At 52.9% G+C, this 14,784-nt stretch carries 13 protein-coding genes and 1 pseudogene; 11 read left to right on the top strand and 3 right to left on the bottom strand.

Going from position 1 to position 14,784, the window contains the following annotated elements; genetic code table 11:
* Positions 1 to 455 precede the first annotated feature (455 nt).
* Positions 456 to 1,283 carry a glycosyltransferase gene (locus tag ABD892_RS07535; protein WP_345194851.1) on the top strand — a complete coding sequence of 276 codons (828 nt, stop codon included), beginning with the start codon at positions 456 to 458 and terminating at the stop codon, positions 1,281 to 1,283.
* A gap of 235 nt (positions 1,284 to 1,518) precedes the next feature.
* Complete coding sequence (gmd, locus tag ABD892_RS07530) at positions 1,519 to 2,640, top strand: GDP-mannose 4,6-dehydratase (protein ID WP_345194850.1); 1,122 nt, start codon at positions 1,519 to 1,521, stop codon at positions 2,638 to 2,640.
* 138 nt (positions 2,641 to 2,778) lie between these two features.
* On the opposite strand, the gene ABD892_RS07525 is transcribed toward gmd, so the two are convergent.
* Positions 2,779 to 3,255 carry a GxxExxY protein gene (locus tag ABD892_RS07525; RefSeq protein WP_345194849.1) on the bottom strand — a complete coding sequence of 159 codons (477 nt, stop codon included), beginning with the start codon at positions 3,253 to 3,255 and terminating at the stop codon, positions 2,779 to 2,781.
* Positions 3,256 to 3,261: 6 nt separating this feature from the next.
* Between ABD892_RS07525 and fcl the strand changes: the two genes are divergently transcribed.
* The 3 genes from fcl (at position 3,262) to ABD892_RS07510 (ending at position 6,344) form a co-directional block, all read left to right on the top strand.
* Positions 3,262 to 4,191: a GDP-L-fucose synthase gene (gene fcl, locus ABD892_RS07520; RefSeq protein WP_345194848.1), complete on the top strand. Its 930-nt coding sequence runs from the start codon at positions 3,262 to 3,264 to the stop codon at positions 4,189 to 4,191.
* A 100-nt stretch (positions 4,192 to 4,291) separates the two neighbouring features.
* Complete coding sequence (locus ABD892_RS07515) at positions 4,292 to 4,738, top strand: GDP-mannose mannosyl hydrolase (RefSeq protein ID WP_345194847.1); 447 nt, start codon at positions 4,292 to 4,294, stop codon at positions 4,736 to 4,738.
* A gap of 121 nt (positions 4,739 to 4,859) precedes the next feature.
* The gene (locus ABD892_RS07510; RefSeq protein ID WP_345194846.1) at positions 4,860 to 6,344 is read left to right on the top strand and encodes a mannose-1-phosphate guanylyltransferase/mannose-6-phosphate isomerase; all 1,485 of its coding nucleotides are present in this window, start codon (positions 4,860 to 4,862) and stop codon (positions 6,342 to 6,344) included.
* A 16-nt stretch (positions 6,345 to 6,360) separates the two neighbouring features.
* Here the strand turns inward: ABD892_RS07510 and ABD892_RS07505 are convergent, their stop codons facing one another.
* Positions 6,361 to 6,717, bottom strand: a complete 357-nt coding sequence (locus ABD892_RS07505) for a hypothetical protein (protein WP_345194844.1) — start codon at positions 6,715 to 6,717, stop codon at positions 6,361 to 6,363.
* A 177-nt stretch (positions 6,718 to 6,894) separates the two neighbouring features.
* Between ABD892_RS07505 and ABD892_RS07500 the strand changes: the two genes are divergently transcribed.
* From ABD892_RS07500 to ABD892_RS07475, 6 genes and pseudogenes are all read left to right on the top strand, one after another.
* On the top strand, positions 6,895 to 8,259 hold the full coding sequence (locus tag ABD892_RS07500; RefSeq protein WP_345194843.1) for a phosphohexomutase domain-containing protein: 1,365 nt from the start codon (positions 6,895 to 6,897) through the stop codon (positions 8,257 to 8,259).
* A 113-nt stretch (positions 8,260 to 8,372) separates the two neighbouring features.
* Positions 8,373 to 9,206: a UTP--glucose-1-phosphate uridylyltransferase GalU gene (gene galU, locus ABD892_RS07495; RefSeq protein ID WP_345194841.1), complete on the top strand. Its 834-nt coding sequence runs from the start codon at positions 8,373 to 8,375 to the stop codon at positions 9,204 to 9,206.
* Between the two features lie 9 nt (positions 9,207 to 9,215).
* Entirely contained in the window at positions 9,216 to 9,611 is a 396-nt protein-coding gene (locus ABD892_RS07490) for a VanZ family protein (protein ID WP_345194840.1), read from the top strand.
* Positions 9,612 to 9,622: 11 nt separating this feature from the next.
* Positions 9,623 to 10,919, top strand: a pseudogene (gene glmM, locus ABD892_RS07485) (phosphoglucosamine mutase).
* A gap of 31 nt (positions 10,920 to 10,950) precedes the next feature.
* Positions 10,951 to 12,420 (top strand): O-antigen ligase family protein, encoded by a 1,470-nt coding sequence (locus ABD892_RS07480; RefSeq protein ID WP_345194838.1) that lies wholly within the window; start codon positions 10,951 to 10,953, stop codon positions 12,418 to 12,420.
* A 165-nt stretch (positions 12,421 to 12,585) separates the two neighbouring features.
* Positions 12,586 to 14,340 carry a hypothetical protein gene (locus tag ABD892_RS07475; RefSeq protein WP_345194837.1) on the top strand — a complete coding sequence of 585 codons (1,755 nt, stop codon included), beginning with the start codon at positions 12,586 to 12,588 and terminating at the stop codon, positions 14,338 to 14,340.
* A gap of 20 nt (positions 14,341 to 14,360) precedes the next feature.
* Here the strand turns inward: ABD892_RS07475 and ABD892_RS07470 are convergent, their stop codons facing one another.
* Positions 14,361 to 14,534, bottom strand: a complete 174-nt coding sequence (locus ABD892_RS07470; RefSeq protein WP_345194836.1) for a hypothetical protein — start codon at positions 14,532 to 14,534, stop codon at positions 14,361 to 14,363.
* Between the last annotated feature and the right edge of the window lie 250 nt (positions 14,535 to 14,784).

The following is a 14,784-nucleotide window of genomic DNA, read 5'->3' as shown; positions in this document are numbered from 1 at the left end:
AACTTTCCACGGCTGGCGGAAGTCCTGAAGATTGGAAAAGTGCTCAATCAAACCAAATGCATTCATTTCTGGTGTGGCTCATTGTTCGTCTCACGACGTATAAAACCACAAAGTTAATGAGAGGGTTAACCTGTTTTCAGCAGATCGCAATCTGCATTGAACTCAGTCATCGCAAGGGGGTTCATGCGTTTTCCCTGAATGTAGATCGATTTGGCTGTAGTTGGCTAGTAGCCTGTCGGACTTAGCACTGACCTACTGCGAAAAAGCTCGATTTGGCCATTTTTTATGCTGTTTTTCGTCAAATAGCTCCGCTATTCTCTTCAAAGCAGCATTAAAACTGTCTCAAACCGGACTTTTTCTCGCTACGATCAGCTAAGTCCGACAGGCTCCTAGTATTTTTTAAGTACATGAGCCAAAATGGCTAACAATAGTCGGCTGGCATATTAATCTCCAATATGAATTTTGATGGTGATCAAATCATTATTTCCCCTATGTTAAAAAGAATTTCCATAGTTTTAGCAGTGTTTAATTGTGAGAAAACAATTGCTCGTGCTCTGCAATCTATAGATGTTGTTTTCGCTGATATTGCAGAATCAGTTGAAGTTATCATTCAAGATGGTGCTAGTTCTGACAAAACCTTATCAATAATTGAAAAAATCCCTCATGTTATTAATTGGAAGATGTTTTCAGAACAAGATAAAGGTATATATGATGCTTGGAATAAAGCATTAAGGCATGCACAAGGCGAATGGATTTTATTCTTTGGAGGCGATGATCAATATCTTTTATGTGATATTAAAAAAATCGTATCCATCTTGGATGCTCATGAGTATTTAGATTTTATCGTTTGCCCAGTTCGTGTAGAGACAGTTGAAGGAGATATTCTAGTTTCTAGAAATAAGAATCAAATTATTAAAGAATCTAGTTTTCACATGTCTTTACCTCATCCTTCTACATTTCATAATCGCAGGCTGTTTGAAGAGTTTGGTGGTTTTGATACAAGTTATAGAATTGCTGGCGACTATGAGTTTTTTGCTAGAGTGATTACTCATAGAAAAGAAATTGCATGCATTGCTTCTGACCCTCTTGTGTTTTTTTCAAGTGGCGGAGTTAGTTCTTCACCAAAACTATCATTATTACGATTAAAAGAATTGATGAGAATAAGAAGGTTTTATAAGCTTAGTGGCATCACAAGGTATGACGTTAAAATTTTATTGAACTGGCTTTTGTATAAGGTTTTTGGTGATAAATTGCGAGACAGTCTTTTGCGAATGATTAAATGATACGCCTGAGTCAGTATTTATTATGATGATTAAGAGATATGAGATTTATACTGAAATGAAGGCAAAAGAATATTCTTATGACTTGACTTTCAGATAAATAATTGTTCTATCAATTTCTATTATGGTTAATTTGTGGCTAAATCTTATGTTTATATGTCAGAGCATTTTTAGCTTGTATTTTGCTTATTTGACATGATTTCCTTTGAATCTTTAGTTACTTGTATAAGGTAAAGTAATGAGAAATAAAACCGCACTTATTACAGGTGTTACAGGACAAGATGGTTCCTACCTAGCTGAATTTCTTTTAAAGAAAGGCTATGAAGTTCATGGTATCAAACGCAGAGCTTCACTATTTAATACCGAGCGAGTGGATCATATCTATGAAGACCCACACACCAAAAACCAGCATTTTAAACTGCACTACGGCGACCTTAGCGATAGCTCCAACCTGACCCGTATTATCAGCGAAGTTCAGCCGGATGAAGTATATAACCTTGCGGCACAATCCCACGTAGCCGTGTCTTTTGAAGCGCCAGAATATACCGCTGATGTGGATGCCTTGGGTACTCTGCGTCTGTTGGAAGCGATCCGCTTTTTAGGGCTTGAGAAGAAAACCCGTTTCTATCAGGCTTCAACGTCTGAGCTGTATGGACTGGTGCAGGAAATCCCTCAGAAGGAAACGACACCGTTTTATCCGCGCTCTCCCTATGCCGTGGCTAAAATGTACGCCTACTGGATTACCGTGAACTATAGGGAATCGTATGGTATGTACGCCTGTAACGGTATTCTGTTTAACCATGAGTCCCCCCGCCGTGGTGAAACTTTTGTTACCCGTAAAATTACCCGTGGTTTGTCAAACATTGCCCAGGGACTGGATGAGTGCCTATACCTTGGTAATATGGATGCCCTGCGTGACTGGGGTCATGCTCGCGACTATGTTGAGATGCAGTGGCTGATGCTACAGCAGGAACAACCGGAAGATTTTGTCATCGCTACCGGTGTGCAGTATTCCGTTCGCCAGTTTGTGGAATTCAGTGCCAAAGCCCTTGGCATTACCCTGAAGTGGGAAGGTGAGGGCGTTGATGAGTGTGGCTACGTGGTGGCCATTGAGGGCGATAATGCCCCGGCCCTGAAAGTTGGTCAGAAGATTGTTGCTGTGGACCCGCGCTATTTCCGCCCGGCGGAAGTGGAAACACTGCTGGGTGATCCCTCCAACGCCAAGGCCAAGCTCGGCTGGGAGCCCACGACCTCATTGCAGGAAATGGTGTCTGAAATGGTGGAGTATGACCTCGCCAAGGCCAAGCAGCATGCCCTGCTGAAAGCGCATGGGTACGATGTGAAAGTGGCGCGCGAATAAGGCTTTTGAACCACAAAGGCACCAAGGCACAAAGAAGGGCAAAAAGCTTTTTAATAAGAGCTCTTAGCTGAAGAGTTTTGAGTCTTTTCCTTTGTGGCTTTGTGGCTTTGTGGCTTTGTGGTTATAAATCTGGGTTTTTCAGTTTACTACCCGGATGATGCCTTGTTTGAGTACAGGGACATTGAAGTTGATCAGCAGGCCAAGCCAGAGTCTTTTGAGTTTGAGATAGGTGATGACCTGGGCTTTGTGGATCGGAAGCAGCTTTTCGACGCTTTTAAGCTCGATGATAACAAGGCCTTCTACTAATAGATCCAGCCTGTAGTTACATTGGAGATCATGACCTTTGTAGATAACAGGGACAGCCTCCTGGGTTCGAACTTGCAGTCCTTTTTTCTGGAGCTCAAATACCAACGCTTTCTCATAGGCTGATTCCAGCAAACCAGGCCCAAGGCAGCGATGTACCTCAATAGCAGCGCCAATAATAAGCCCAGATAACTGATCAGCCCTTTCATTCATAGTGTTCAATCTAAAAATGGCCGAACCAACAAAAAGAAAACTTTGTGGCTTCGTGCCTTCGTGGTTAAAAAAATGCCGAGAGTATTTATAGCAGGTCATCTAGGGATGGTCGGTTCTGCCATTGCAAGACAGTTGCAGACACAGCCGGGCGTAGAAATTATTGCCCGAACCCGTGATGAACTGGATCTTACTGATCAGGTTTCAGTGCGTGAATTTTTTCAGTCTGAAAAGATTGATCAGGTCTACCTGGCGGCAGCGAAGGTGGGCGGTATTCACGCCAATAATGCCTATCCCGCTGAGTTTATTTATGAAAACCTGATGATGGAATGCAACATCATCCATCAGGCGTATGCGGCTGGCGTGCAGCAGTTGCTGTTTCTGGGTTCCAGCTGTATTTACCCCAAGCTGGCGCAACAGCCAATGGTGGAGAGTGAGTTGCTGAATGGGCACCTCGAACCCACCAATGAGCCTTATGCCATTGCCAAGATTGCCGGTATCAAATTGTGTGAATCCTATAACCGCCAATACGGTGTGGATTACCGTTCAGTGATGCCCACCAACCTTTACGGCGAAAATGATAACTTTCATCCCGAAAACAGCCATGTCATCCCGGCCATGATGCGTAGGTTCCATGAAGCGAAGCTTCGTGGCGATAAAGAAGTGGTGGTCTGGGGAACCGGTAACCCAATGCGGGAGTTTCTCCATGTGGATGATATGGCTGCTGCCTGTATTCATGTGATGAATCTCGATCAAAGCATCTATACCCAACACGTTGAGCCAATGATGTCCCACATCAATGTAGGTACAGGGCTGGATTGCACCATTCTAGAGCTGGCGGAAACCATGAAGCGGGTGGTCGGCTTTGATGGGGAGATTGTGTTTGATACCGCAAAGCCGGATGGCACGCCGCGCAAGTTGCTGGATGTTTCCCGGTTGGAATCGCTGGGCTGGAAAGCTTCTATTACCTTGTCGGATGGCCTGGCGTCGACTTACGCATGGTTCCTCGAACACGCCGCAGCATTACGGTCGGTGTGATTTTTTGTGAACCACAAAGGCACAAAGACACAAAGCAAAAACCAATAAGCTTTTGCGCTTCTTTGTGCCTCTGTGTCTTTGTGGTTAAAGGCTAATGAGCATGTTGGAACTGGAAACGTTCAAGACGGTGGTGGCCTCAACACCACTGGTCTCCCTGGATTTGATCGTGCGTAATACCGAAAGGAAGGTATTGCTCGGTTTGCGCACTAACCGACCGGCTAAAGGGTTCTGGTTTGTGCCCGGTGGGCGTATTCGTAAGGATGAATCCTTTGCAGCGGCGTTTGGCCGTTTGACCGAAGGTGAACTGGGAGTCCGGCTTGCACTGACGGATGCCCGTTTCCTCGGGCCATACCAGCATTTCTACAGCGACAATTTTTCCGGTGAAACCTTCAGTACGCATTACGTGGTGCTGGGGTACGAAGTTGAATTGACTCTGGACAGCACCAGCCTCCCGCAGGAGCAGCACCACGATTACCGCTGGTTTTCGGTGGTTGAGTTGCTGGCGTCTGACCAGGTTCACCAGCATACCAAAGATTATTTTTTATAAGGCAACACCACAAAGGCACAAAGTCACGAAGGAAAAGATGAAAAGCTTTTTGGGTAAGTGCTTTGATCAAAAAACTTTTGCTCTTCTTTGTGCCTTGGTGTCTTTGTGGTTCAAAAAAACTATGAATTTACTACCCGTAATTATGTCTGGCGGCTCTGGCAGCCGCCTCTGGCCTCAATCCCGTTCCCTGTATCCCAAGCAGTTCCTGCCGCTGGTGAATGAACGGAGTATGTTGCAGAACACCATCGCACGGCTGGATGGGCTGGCAGATATCGGCAAACCTCTCTTGATTGCGAATGAAGATCATCGCTTCCTGGTAGCGGAACAACTCCGCCAGATGGGTCGTGAGGCGGAGGCTATCATTCTTGAACCGGTCGGGCGCAATACTGCACCGGCGGTGGCGCTGGCAGCCTTAAAAGCGTTGAACCACAAAGAGCCGGTGAATGTTCCCGACAACACCGGCACTTCCGCCATTCCTGGCGGTCGCATAAAGGCACAAGGTGATGCCTTGTTGTTGGTTTTGGCCGCTGACCATGTGATTCAGGATGAAGCCGCTTTTCATCGCGCCATTGAAGCGGCAATGCCTGCGGCGCGGGATGGTAAGCTGGTCACCTTTGGTATTGTGCCGACCCATCCCGAAACCGGTTATGGCTACATCAAAAGCTGTAAAACGCCAGAAGGTGCTCTGACGCCACTGCCGGTAGAGCAATTCGTTGAGAAACCAGATCGTGCCACGGCAGAACAGTATCTTGCATCAGGCAATTATTTCTGGAACTCCGGTATGTTTATGTTCAACGCGTCCCGGTATCTGGAGGAGTTATGGCAGTTCCGGCCAGATATCCTGACGGCCTGCGAACAGGCTATTGCCGTAGAACACCCGGATATGGATTTTGTTCGTCTTAATGAAGCGGCTTTCAAAGCCTGCCCGGATGATTCCATCGACTATGCCGTGATGGAAAAAACGCAGGATGCGGTTGTCATTCCGCTGGATGCCGGTTGGTCCGATGTCGGTTCCTGGTCATCACTCTGGGATATTGCCGAAAAGGACGCCCAGGGTAATGCGGTGCAGGGTGATGCCATGTTGCACGATACCCGTAACACCTATATTCGCAGTGAGAAAAAACTGGTCGCCACTGTCGGCGTGGAAGATTTGGTCATTACCGAAAGTGACGACGCCATTCTGATTGCTTCCAAAGATCGTGTGCAGGACGTTAAGAAAATTGTCGAGCGCATTAAGGCGGAAGGGCGCACGGAGGCGAAACTGCACCGCAAGGTTTATCGTCCCTGGGGCAGTTATGATTCCATTGATGCCGGTGAGCGTTACCAGGTCAAACGCATTACCGTGAAGCCTGGGGCGCAGCTTTCCCTGCAGAAACACTATCACCGGGCAGAGCATTGGATTGTGGTAAAGGGAACGGCACTGGTGACCAATGGTGATCAGGAAATTCTGCTGACGGAAAACCAGTCCACCTATATACCGATTGGCGTGGTGCACCGGCTGGAAAACCCCGGCAAGTTTGATCTTGAACTCATCGAGGTGCAGAGCGGCGGGTACCTGGGAGAGGATGATATCGTCCGTTTTGAGGATACCTACGGGCGCGCTTGATAACTGGATCGGGTCGCTACCCCAATGAGTGGAAGTACCAGTTTGTCAGGAATACGGTAAGGATGGTTGTGATGAGTCCGCCAAAGGTGATCCAGAATTGGCGGCTCAGGCCATGCATCTCGGTGCGTACAGCGGCAATTTCCTTGGTCAGCCCTGCATCTACCTTATCAACCTTGGCGTCTACCTTGTCGATTTTATTGTCCAGCCGGTTGAAGGCCTGTTCGGTTTTTAACTGAACCTGCATGATGGTTTCCTGCATCACCAGAAGGTCTTGTTTGGTGGCGAGGTAATCAGGGTTGAGAGACATGGCGACATGGTGCGCTGTCTTTTCATCAATACCAATGCGTTTCAGTTCACTGAACAGGTCTGACATGCTGTTGTGGCTCCCAGCGAATAGATAGAGGGCTGAACCAGATTAGACCACCGCTCAAGGGGCAGCCACAAAAGTCATCTCCACTATGAAATGCGTGCTTTCCAATGCGCATGTGCGTTTCCATATTGCCTTTCTATAGACTCGAATCTTTCCAACATTATTTTGATTAACTACTTCATGATGAATCTTACCTGCTTCAAGGCCTACGATATCCGTGGCCGCATGCCTGATGAACTCAATGAAACCATCGCCTACCGCATTGGCCGGGCCTATGGTGAATACCTGAAACCGGAGTCCGTGGTGATTGGCGGCGATGTCCGCCTGACCAGTGAATCCCTCAAGCAAGCCGTGACTGAAGGGCTGCGCGATGCAGGGGTGAACGTGAAGGATCTCGGCATGGTGGGTACCGAGGAAGTGTACTTTGCCACCTTCCATCTCGGTGTCGATGGCGGCATCGAGGTGACCGCCAGCCACAACCCCATGGATTACAACGGCATGAAGCTGGTGCGTAAGGGCGCTGAGCCCATCAGCGGCGATACCGGTCTGCACGATATCCGGCGGCTGGCGGAGCAGGCGGACTTTGCGCCGGTAGAACAGCGGGGCGGCTATGAAACGGTGGATACCCTGCAGGATTACGTCAGCCATCTCCTTGGTTACATCCGGCCGGATGCGCTCAAGCCCCTGAAGCTGGTGGTCAATGCCGGCAACGGGGCGGCGGGGCATGTTGTCGACGCTATTGAAGCACGCTTCAAGGCAGGCGGCGTGCCGGTGGAGTTTGTGAAGGTGAACCATGAGCCGGACGGTCACTTCCCCCACGGTATTCCCAACCCCATCCTGCCGGAGTGTCGTGCGGCGACCGCCGAAGCTGTCGTCGAACATCAGGCGGACATGGGTATCGCCTGGGATGGCGATTTTGATCGCTGCTTCCTGTTTGATGAAACCGGCGCCTTCATCGAGGGTTACTACATCGTCGGCCTGCTGGGCGAAGCCTTCCTGGCCCATAACCCGGGTGCAAAGATTATTCACGACCCACGGCTGACCTGGAACACCATAGACCAGGTCACCGCCGCAGGGGGCGAGCCGGTGCTGTGTAAGACCGGCCATGCCTTCATCAAGGAACGGATGCGCAAGGAAGACGCTGTCTACGGCGGAGAGATGAGCGCCCACCACTATTTCCGGGATTTCGCCTACTGTGATTCCGGCATGATCCCCTGGCTGCTGGTGGCGGAGCTGATGTCCCGCAAGGGCCAAAAGCTCTCGCAGCTGGTCGAAGAGCGGATTGCCAAATTTCCGTCCCCCGGTGAAATCAACAGCCAGGTGGCGGACCCGCAGGTGGTGATCGACAAGGTGCTGTCCGTTTATGGTAACGATGCGCTGCCGGTGGACTTTACCGACGGCATCTCCGTGGACATGGGCCAGTGGCGTTTCAACCTGCGTATGTCCAACACGGAGCCGGTGATCCGTCTGAATGTGGAAACCCGCGGTGATGTGTTCCTGATGCATGAGAAGACTGAAGAGCTGCTGGCGCTGATCCGGGGCTGACCGGACGGCCGAATTCAGAGATAATCATTCTGTTCAAAGAGGTCGGCACGGGCGGTAACCGGGTCGGCCTCTTTTCGTTTAATGACTTCCCTCAACCTGTAGATATCCCATCCATGATCAAGAAATGCCTTTTCCCTGCTGCCGGTTACGGCACCCGTTTCCTGCCCGCCACCAAGTCCATGCCGAAAGAGATGATGCCGGTGGTGAACAAACCGCTGATAGAGTATGGCGTCGATGAGGCGGTCGAGGCCGGCATGAACGAAATCTGCATGGTGACGGGCCGTGGCAAGCGGTCGCTGGAAGACCACTTCGATACCAACTATGAGCTGGAGCACCAGATCAGCGGTACCGGCAAGGAGGCGATGCTCGGCCATATCCGCGATCTGATGCACACCTGCACCTTTTCCTACACCCGTCAGACCGAGATGAAAGGTCTCGGCCACGCCATCCTCACCGGAAAAACCCTGGTGGGAGACCAGCCCTTTGCCGTGGTGCTGGCCGATGACCTCTGCGTCAACCCGGAAGGCCCCGGCGTGCTGGCCCAGATGGCGCAGCAGCTGTACCGCCAGTTCCGCTGCTCCATTGTCGCGGTGCAGGAAGTTCCGGAAGACCAGGTGCACAAGTACGGTGTGATCGCCGGAGACATGATTCGGGACGATATCCTGCGGGTCACCGATATGGTGGAAAAACCGGCGAAAGAGGATGCACCGTCCAACCTGGCCATCATCGGCCGCTATATCCTCACGCCGGATATCTTTGATCTGATCGCCGATACCGAACCCGGCAAGGGCGGTGAGATCCAGATTACCGATGCACTGCTCAAGCAGGCGAAAGAAGGGTGTGTGCTGGCCTACAAGTTCAAGGGCACTCGGTTTGACTGCGGCAGTGTGGAAGGTTTCATTGAGGCCACCAACTACTGCTATGACCATTTTTACCGGGCCGGTTGAGTGGGTGGAATGTCTGATCAACGCCCTGGTGGGCAGCTGTTAATGGTCGGAAAGCGCGTAGTGGTCGCCCGTTGCCTGTTGCTGGTGGCGCTGGCCGTCATCGGCTGGATCGCGACATTTTCGCCATGGCAGCCATTCGCTGGGGTTAGTGACAAGCTTCGGCATGTTGCCGCGTTCCTGTTGTTGACGGCACTGGTCTGGCAATCCTTCCCGGCATGGTCTGCCACACGCCGTATCACTGTGATGGTGCTGCTGGCGTTGGGCGTCGAATTGGTTCAGACGCTGACGCCCACCCGGGAGTTCCACCTGGATGACCTGGCCGCCAGTGTGGCCGGCACCCTGTTGTTTGAATTTGCAAGGGCGGGTAGAGCGGTCATCCGCTCAGGTGGAGCCCGTCAATCGTAATAGGTGTTGCAATGTCTCGAAACTATTTTGGTACGGATGGTATCCGTGGCCGTGTGGGTGAATTTCCGGTTACGCCGGACTTTGTCCTCAAGCTGGGCTGGGCCGCAGGGCAGGTGCTCAATGCGGAAGGCCAGGGCTGTGTGCTGATTGGCAAGGACACACGAATATCCGGGTATATGTTTGAATCCGCCCTGGAGGCGGGGCTGTCGGCGGCGGGCATGGATGTCTACCTGCTCGGCCCCATGCCGACTCCGGCAGTGGCTTACCTCACCCGCACCTACAACGCCAGCGCGGGGATTGTCATTAGCGCCTCGCACAACCCCTATCCGGATAACGGCATCAAGTTCTTCAGCGGCCAGGGGCTGAAACTCCCCGATGCCACCGAGCAGGCCATTGAGGCGATGCTGGAAAGCCCGTTCACCTGTGTTGCCCCTGAGAANCAAGTCCACGGTTTCGCCCCGGCTGGACCTGCGTGGCCTGACCGTGGTGGTCGATGCCGCCAACGGCGCCTGTTACCACGTTGGCCCCGCCGTGTTTGAGGAGTTGGGCGCCACGGTGATCACCATCGGAAACTCGCCTGACGGGCTCAATATCAACCGGGATGTGGGTTCCACCGCTATCGAGGCCCTGCAGCGTCGGGTGGTGCTGGAGCAGGCCGACCTCGGTATCGCCTTTGATGGCGACGGCGACCGGTTGATCATGGTCGACCATGAAGGCCAGCCGCTGGACGGGGATGAGCTCCTTTACATCCTGGCCTGCCATGAACAGCAACAGGGGCGGCTTTACGGCGGCGTGGTGGGCACCGTGATGTCCAACCTGGGACTTGAGCATGCGCTGGCGGAGCGGGAGATCCCGTTTGTGCGGGCCAAGGTCGGTGACCGGTACGTGATCGAACAGTTGTTGCAGCACGGCTGGCACCTGGGCGGTGAGTCTTCCGGGCACCTGATCTGTCGACGGGTTTCTACAACGGGAGATGGCATTGTCGCGGCCCTGCAGGTGCTGGACGCCATGCTCGACAGCGGTGAAACCCTCAAGACCCTCAAGGCAGGCATGCGGAAGTATCCCCAGCACATGATCAACCTGCGTATGAGCGAGCGCCGGGATGTCAGCAAAATACCCGCCATCACCCGCGCTGTGGAAGCGTGTGAACAAGAACTGGGTGGCAGTGGTCGTGTACTTTTGCGCGCCTCCGGTACCGAGCCGGTGCTGCGGATCATGACCGAAGGGGAAGACCAGGAGCTGATTACCGCCCGGTGCCAGCAACTGGCGGAGCAGGTGGAGGCCGTGTTGAAAGTGCTTAACGGCTAGCCGGCGCTTTTCGGAACTGGCCGCAACAGGTATGATCGGCGCCGCAAATTCCTGGTGGCGAACCCTGATGACCGATACCCGATACAGCCGTTTCCTGTTCTATTGTCTTCTCCTGATCCTGCTCTGGTTGCCATTGCCGTTTGGCAGCAAGCCGGAATGGGCCATGGGGCTGTTCCAGCTGCTGGTCTGCCTGCTGGCCGGGCTCTGGCTGGTGGGGCTTGCTTTCGGGAAGGTTGCGCTCACGGAAGGGTTTAACCGGGGGCGGCCGGTGCTGTTGGCGCTGTCGCTGGTGACTGTCTGGCTGCTGGTCCAGTCGATACCGTTACCGGCCGGGTGGGTGTCCCAGCTTTCACCGGTAGCTTATGACGCGCACGCCCGTGCGGCATCAGCATTGGGGGTGTGGTTGCCACCGGACATTCCCCTTTCCCTTGATGCATTTGCCAACCGTGTCCACGCACTGTTGACCCTAGCCTACACGCTGCTGTTTGCGCTGACACTGCTGCTGGTGACAGATCAGCACCGCATGAAGTGGCTGGCCTGGGCCATTGTCACAGGCGGTGCTTTCCAGGCGTTTTACGGTGTCATCAGTACCCTGTCCGGACTGGAATGGAGCTTTTTCATGCCCAAGGAAGCCGGGCGGGGTGTGGCCACGGGCACGTTTGTCAACCGGAACAGTTTTGCCGGTCAACTGGAAATGACACTGGCCATAGGCATCGGTCTGCTGATCTCCCAGTTACAGGAGCATCGCGCCCGGGATCGCCTGGAATGGCTGCGTAATACCCTCAAGACACTGATGAGCAGCAAGGTCCTGCTGCGGGCAATACTGGCGGCCATGGTGATCGGGCTGGTGATGTCGCGATCCCGGATGGGGAATACGGCGTTCTTTTCCAGCCTGCTGGTGACAGGATGCCTGTATGCCATTTGCCGGAAAAAACTGTCCCGCGGCATGATTGTGCTCTTTCTCAGCATCATTGTGATTGATACGGTGATCGTCAGTCAGTGGTTCGGGCTGGAGAAGGTGGTTGAGCGTATTGAGCAGACCCGCATGGACAAGGAGTTGCGGGCCGATGTCAACCCGGTGTCGCTGGAGATTATCGGGGATTTTGCCCTGACCGGTTCCGGTGCAGGTACCTTTTATACCACATTACCCGCCTACCACGATGGCACCTGGCGCGGCTTCTTCGACCTGGCCCATAACGATTACCTGCAGTTTCCCCTGGAATTTGGTATTCCGGCGTTTTTGTTGCTGGCATTTTCTGTGGTATTCGGATTGTGGCAGGCCGTTCGGGCCATGCAGGAACGGCGCAACCGGCTATACATCGGTATGGGCTTTGGCTCCGCCATGGGGGTTGTGGCCCTGCTGATTCATTCGGCCGTGGATTTCAATCTGCAGATACCCGCCAATGCGGGGTTGTTCGTGGTGTTACTGGCCATCGGTGTGCTGGCCCGGCATTTGCCGACACGGATGAACGGGGGCGGTGGAGCCGTTCGGCACCGTTGAGCATGTGCATCCTGTAGCAATGTACGCAGGTTCGGTGCCCGAGCCGGGCACTTCGTCCATGATTCATCGGGCTTATTGACGTCCGGCTGAATGGCATGCTTCAGCCGGGTGGGGTTATCCCATACTGGGTGTCAACGCTTATCTGAAGTAACGCAGAGGAACGCCATGTCAGACCTGTATCAAGCGATTTCATCAGCAACCGTAGAAACCCTGAAAAATAATTATTGTGCTTTTTTTGGTGTCAAACCGAAGCAGACCCGCAAGGCGGACCTGGCCACCGCGCTGGCACAGGGGTTGTCTGACCCTGTTGAACTGAATCGCCACTGGGGCACCCTTACCGATCTGGAACAGTCGCTGGTTCGGGAAGCCGTGTACAACTACAACGGACTGGTCGAGCAGTCACGTTTCACCGCCAAATATGGCAGGTTTCCGGAGAATATCAGGACAGACCGTTTTTGTGGCTGGTCCCGCAAAGCGTTGCCTGATGCAGTCCAGGTCTTTTGGTATCCGCAGGCTGAGCGCTATACACCCGAAAAAATACCGGATGCACTGTGTACGGATTTGCGGCAGTTGATTGACAAACCTGAAGCCGATCAGCTTAAGGCAGGTACGCTCCCGGAGCCTTTGCCCGAACACCACAAGGTGTTTGAGCGCCAGCGTCAAGCGGTCGCCGAGCTTCATGCACTGTTGATCCTGCTCCAGAATAAACAGATCAAGGTGAGTGAAAAAACCGGGCTCGCATCCTCTGCCACCATGAGGAAGGTCTCTGCGGATATCCATGAGTATTATGCCGAACCGTCCTGTGAGGGCTCGTTCGGCATGGAATGCATGGTGACCTATGGTTGGCTCAGGCTGCTCGGGAACAGCCCGTTTTGCAAACAGTCAAAGACGACGCTGGTGCCCGCGAAGAAAACCGGCGCCAACCCTGCGGAGACGATCAAGGCCATCTGGGATCATTGGGTAAAAAATCGTCTCCATGACGAGTTTCGCCGTATTGACAATATCAAGGGGCAAACCGGGAAGGGCAAACGCTACTTTACGGATGTCGTGACCCGACGACAGGCCATTATCACCGCCCTGAAAGAATGCCGGGGCAATGGCTGGGTGGCGTTTGGGGACTTTTCGAACCACCTGCTCGTCACGGGGGCGAAGCTTCAGGTGATCACGGATACCCGGTACCTGTATATTCATGAACCAAGCTACGGGGAGTTGTATAACGCTGGCTGGGATATCCTGGAAGCCCGCTACCTGCGTTGTTTCCTGGTGGAGTATACGGCCACACTGGGGCTCATCGACGTCGTGATGGCGCCGCCCCTGGATGAAGAGTCGCTGCTTGAGGAATATGTGGGGTATAGCGGGATGGAGTGCCTGAGCCGCTATGATGGCTTGCAGTTTCTCCGGCTCACCCCGTTGGGCGAGTATGTGCTGGGGCTGACGGATGATTACCAGTCAGAAGAGACGGATTCCGCTGAAACCCCGCTTACCCTGCAACGCAAGGGGCGCATTGTTTTTGGCAAGACGCCAACGCCGTGGGAACAACAGTTCATCACGCTGTATGCGGACCATGAGAAGGAGAATGCCTGGAAACTCTCCCGCATGAAAATCATGGAGACGCTCCAGGTTGGCGGCAGTATTGAGGAGTTGACGGCGTTTCTGCAGGCGAGGGATGACCAGCCCTTCCTGCCGGAGGATTGCGAAGGGATGTTGAAGCAGGCCAAAGCCAATCTTGACGGGGTGAAAATCAAGGGCGAGGCGCTGGTTGTCACGTGTAAAAACGAAGCGATAGCCGAGTGCGTCATCAACGACAAAACCCTGTCGAAATGGTGCCAGAGGTTGGGAGACCGCCAGATTGTGTTGCCTGCTGGCAGGGAGAAGACGTTCAGGAAGGTGCTTAACAGCATGGGGATCGGGTGTTCATAAGCAGCCATCGGCGGGGGCAGTTAAAACCGGTTGCGAATAATCGTTTCGAGAATCGCGAAGTTAACGTAAAGGGAGTCGTGTACGGGGACATTGCGAAAACCGATCATGCGCATCGCCAACTGGTAATCGGTGTCATGCAGGTCGTCCAGAACCAGCAGCATTTCCAGTTGGATAGCCTGATGCACAACGTTCATCGATTGAATCCAAGGGGCGAATCCCTGCGGGAGAAAATAGGAAAACTGGAAGCAAATGAACACCTGGTCTAAAAATCAGGCTCGCCAATACGTAAGGTGTCGGGGGGGGGGGGAGCAGACCAGAATCGGTGTTCAAGTTAACCAGAATATGCAAATCCTGGGCAATGTCCCTTAAATCCCGCTTAACCTTGGGAATGTGAGCAAGCTGGCCGTACTTTTGGCAACAGAGTACAGTTTTTGCACAAAACGC

Source organism: Kistimonas scapharcae (assembly GCF_039540975.1).
GTDB classification, from domain to species: Bacteria; Pseudomonadota; Gammaproteobacteria; order Pseudomonadales; family Endozoicomonadaceae; genus Kistimonas; species Kistimonas scapharcae.
This window is presented reverse-complemented; position numbering and strand designations above follow the sequence as displayed.

What these genes read in the sequence shown, in the direction of transcription:
- ABD892_RS07535 (WP_345194851.1), top strand. Translation starts at nt 456, where the DNA reads ATGAATTTTGATGGTGATCAAATCATTATTTCCCCTATGTTAAAAAGA.
- gmd (WP_345194850.1), top strand. Translation starts at nt 1,519, where the DNA reads ATGAGAAATAAAACCGCACTTATTACAGGTGTTACAGGACAAGATGGT.
- ABD892_RS07525 (WP_345194849.1), bottom strand. Translation starts at nt 3,255, where the DNA reads ATGACCTGCTATAAATACTCTCGGCATTTTTTTAACCACGAAGGCACG.
- fcl (WP_345194848.1), top strand. Translation starts at nt 3,262, where the DNA reads ATGGTCGGTTCTGCCATTGCAAGACAGTTGCAGACACAGCCGGGCGTA.
- ABD892_RS07515 (WP_345194847.1), top strand. Translation starts at nt 4,292, where the DNA reads ATGTTGGAACTGGAAACGTTCAAGACGGTGGTGGCCTCAACACCACTG.
- ABD892_RS07510 (WP_345194846.1), top strand. Translation starts at nt 4,860, where the DNA reads ATGAATTTACTACCCGTAATTATGTCTGGCGGCTCTGGCAGCCGCCTC.
- ABD892_RS07505 (WP_345194844.1), bottom strand. Translation starts at nt 6,717, where the DNA reads ATGTCAGACCTGTTCAGTGAACTGAAACGCATTGGTATTGATGAAAAG.
- ABD892_RS07500 (WP_345194843.1), top strand. Translation starts at nt 6,895, where the DNA reads ATGATGAATCTTACCTGCTTCAAGGCCTACGATATCCGTGGCCGCATG.
- galU (WP_345194841.1), top strand. Translation starts at nt 8,373, where the DNA reads ATGATCAAGAAATGCCTTTTCCCTGCTGCCGGTTACGGCACCCGTTTC.
- ABD892_RS07490 (WP_345194840.1), top strand. Translation starts at nt 9,216, where the DNA reads ATGTCTGATCAACGCCCTGGTGGGCAGCTGTTAATGGTCGGAAAGCGC.
- ABD892_RS07480 (WP_345194838.1), top strand. Translation starts at nt 10,951, where the DNA reads ATGATCGGCGCCGCAAATTCCTGGTGGCGAACCCTGATGACCGATACC.
- ABD892_RS07475 (WP_345194837.1), top strand. Translation starts at nt 12,586, where the DNA reads ATGTCAGACCTGTATCAAGCGATTTCATCAGCAACCGTAGAAACCCTG.
- ABD892_RS07470 (WP_345194836.1), bottom strand. Translation starts at nt 14,534, where the DNA reads ATGAACGTTGTGCATCAGGCTATCCAACTGGAAATGCTGCTGGTTCTG.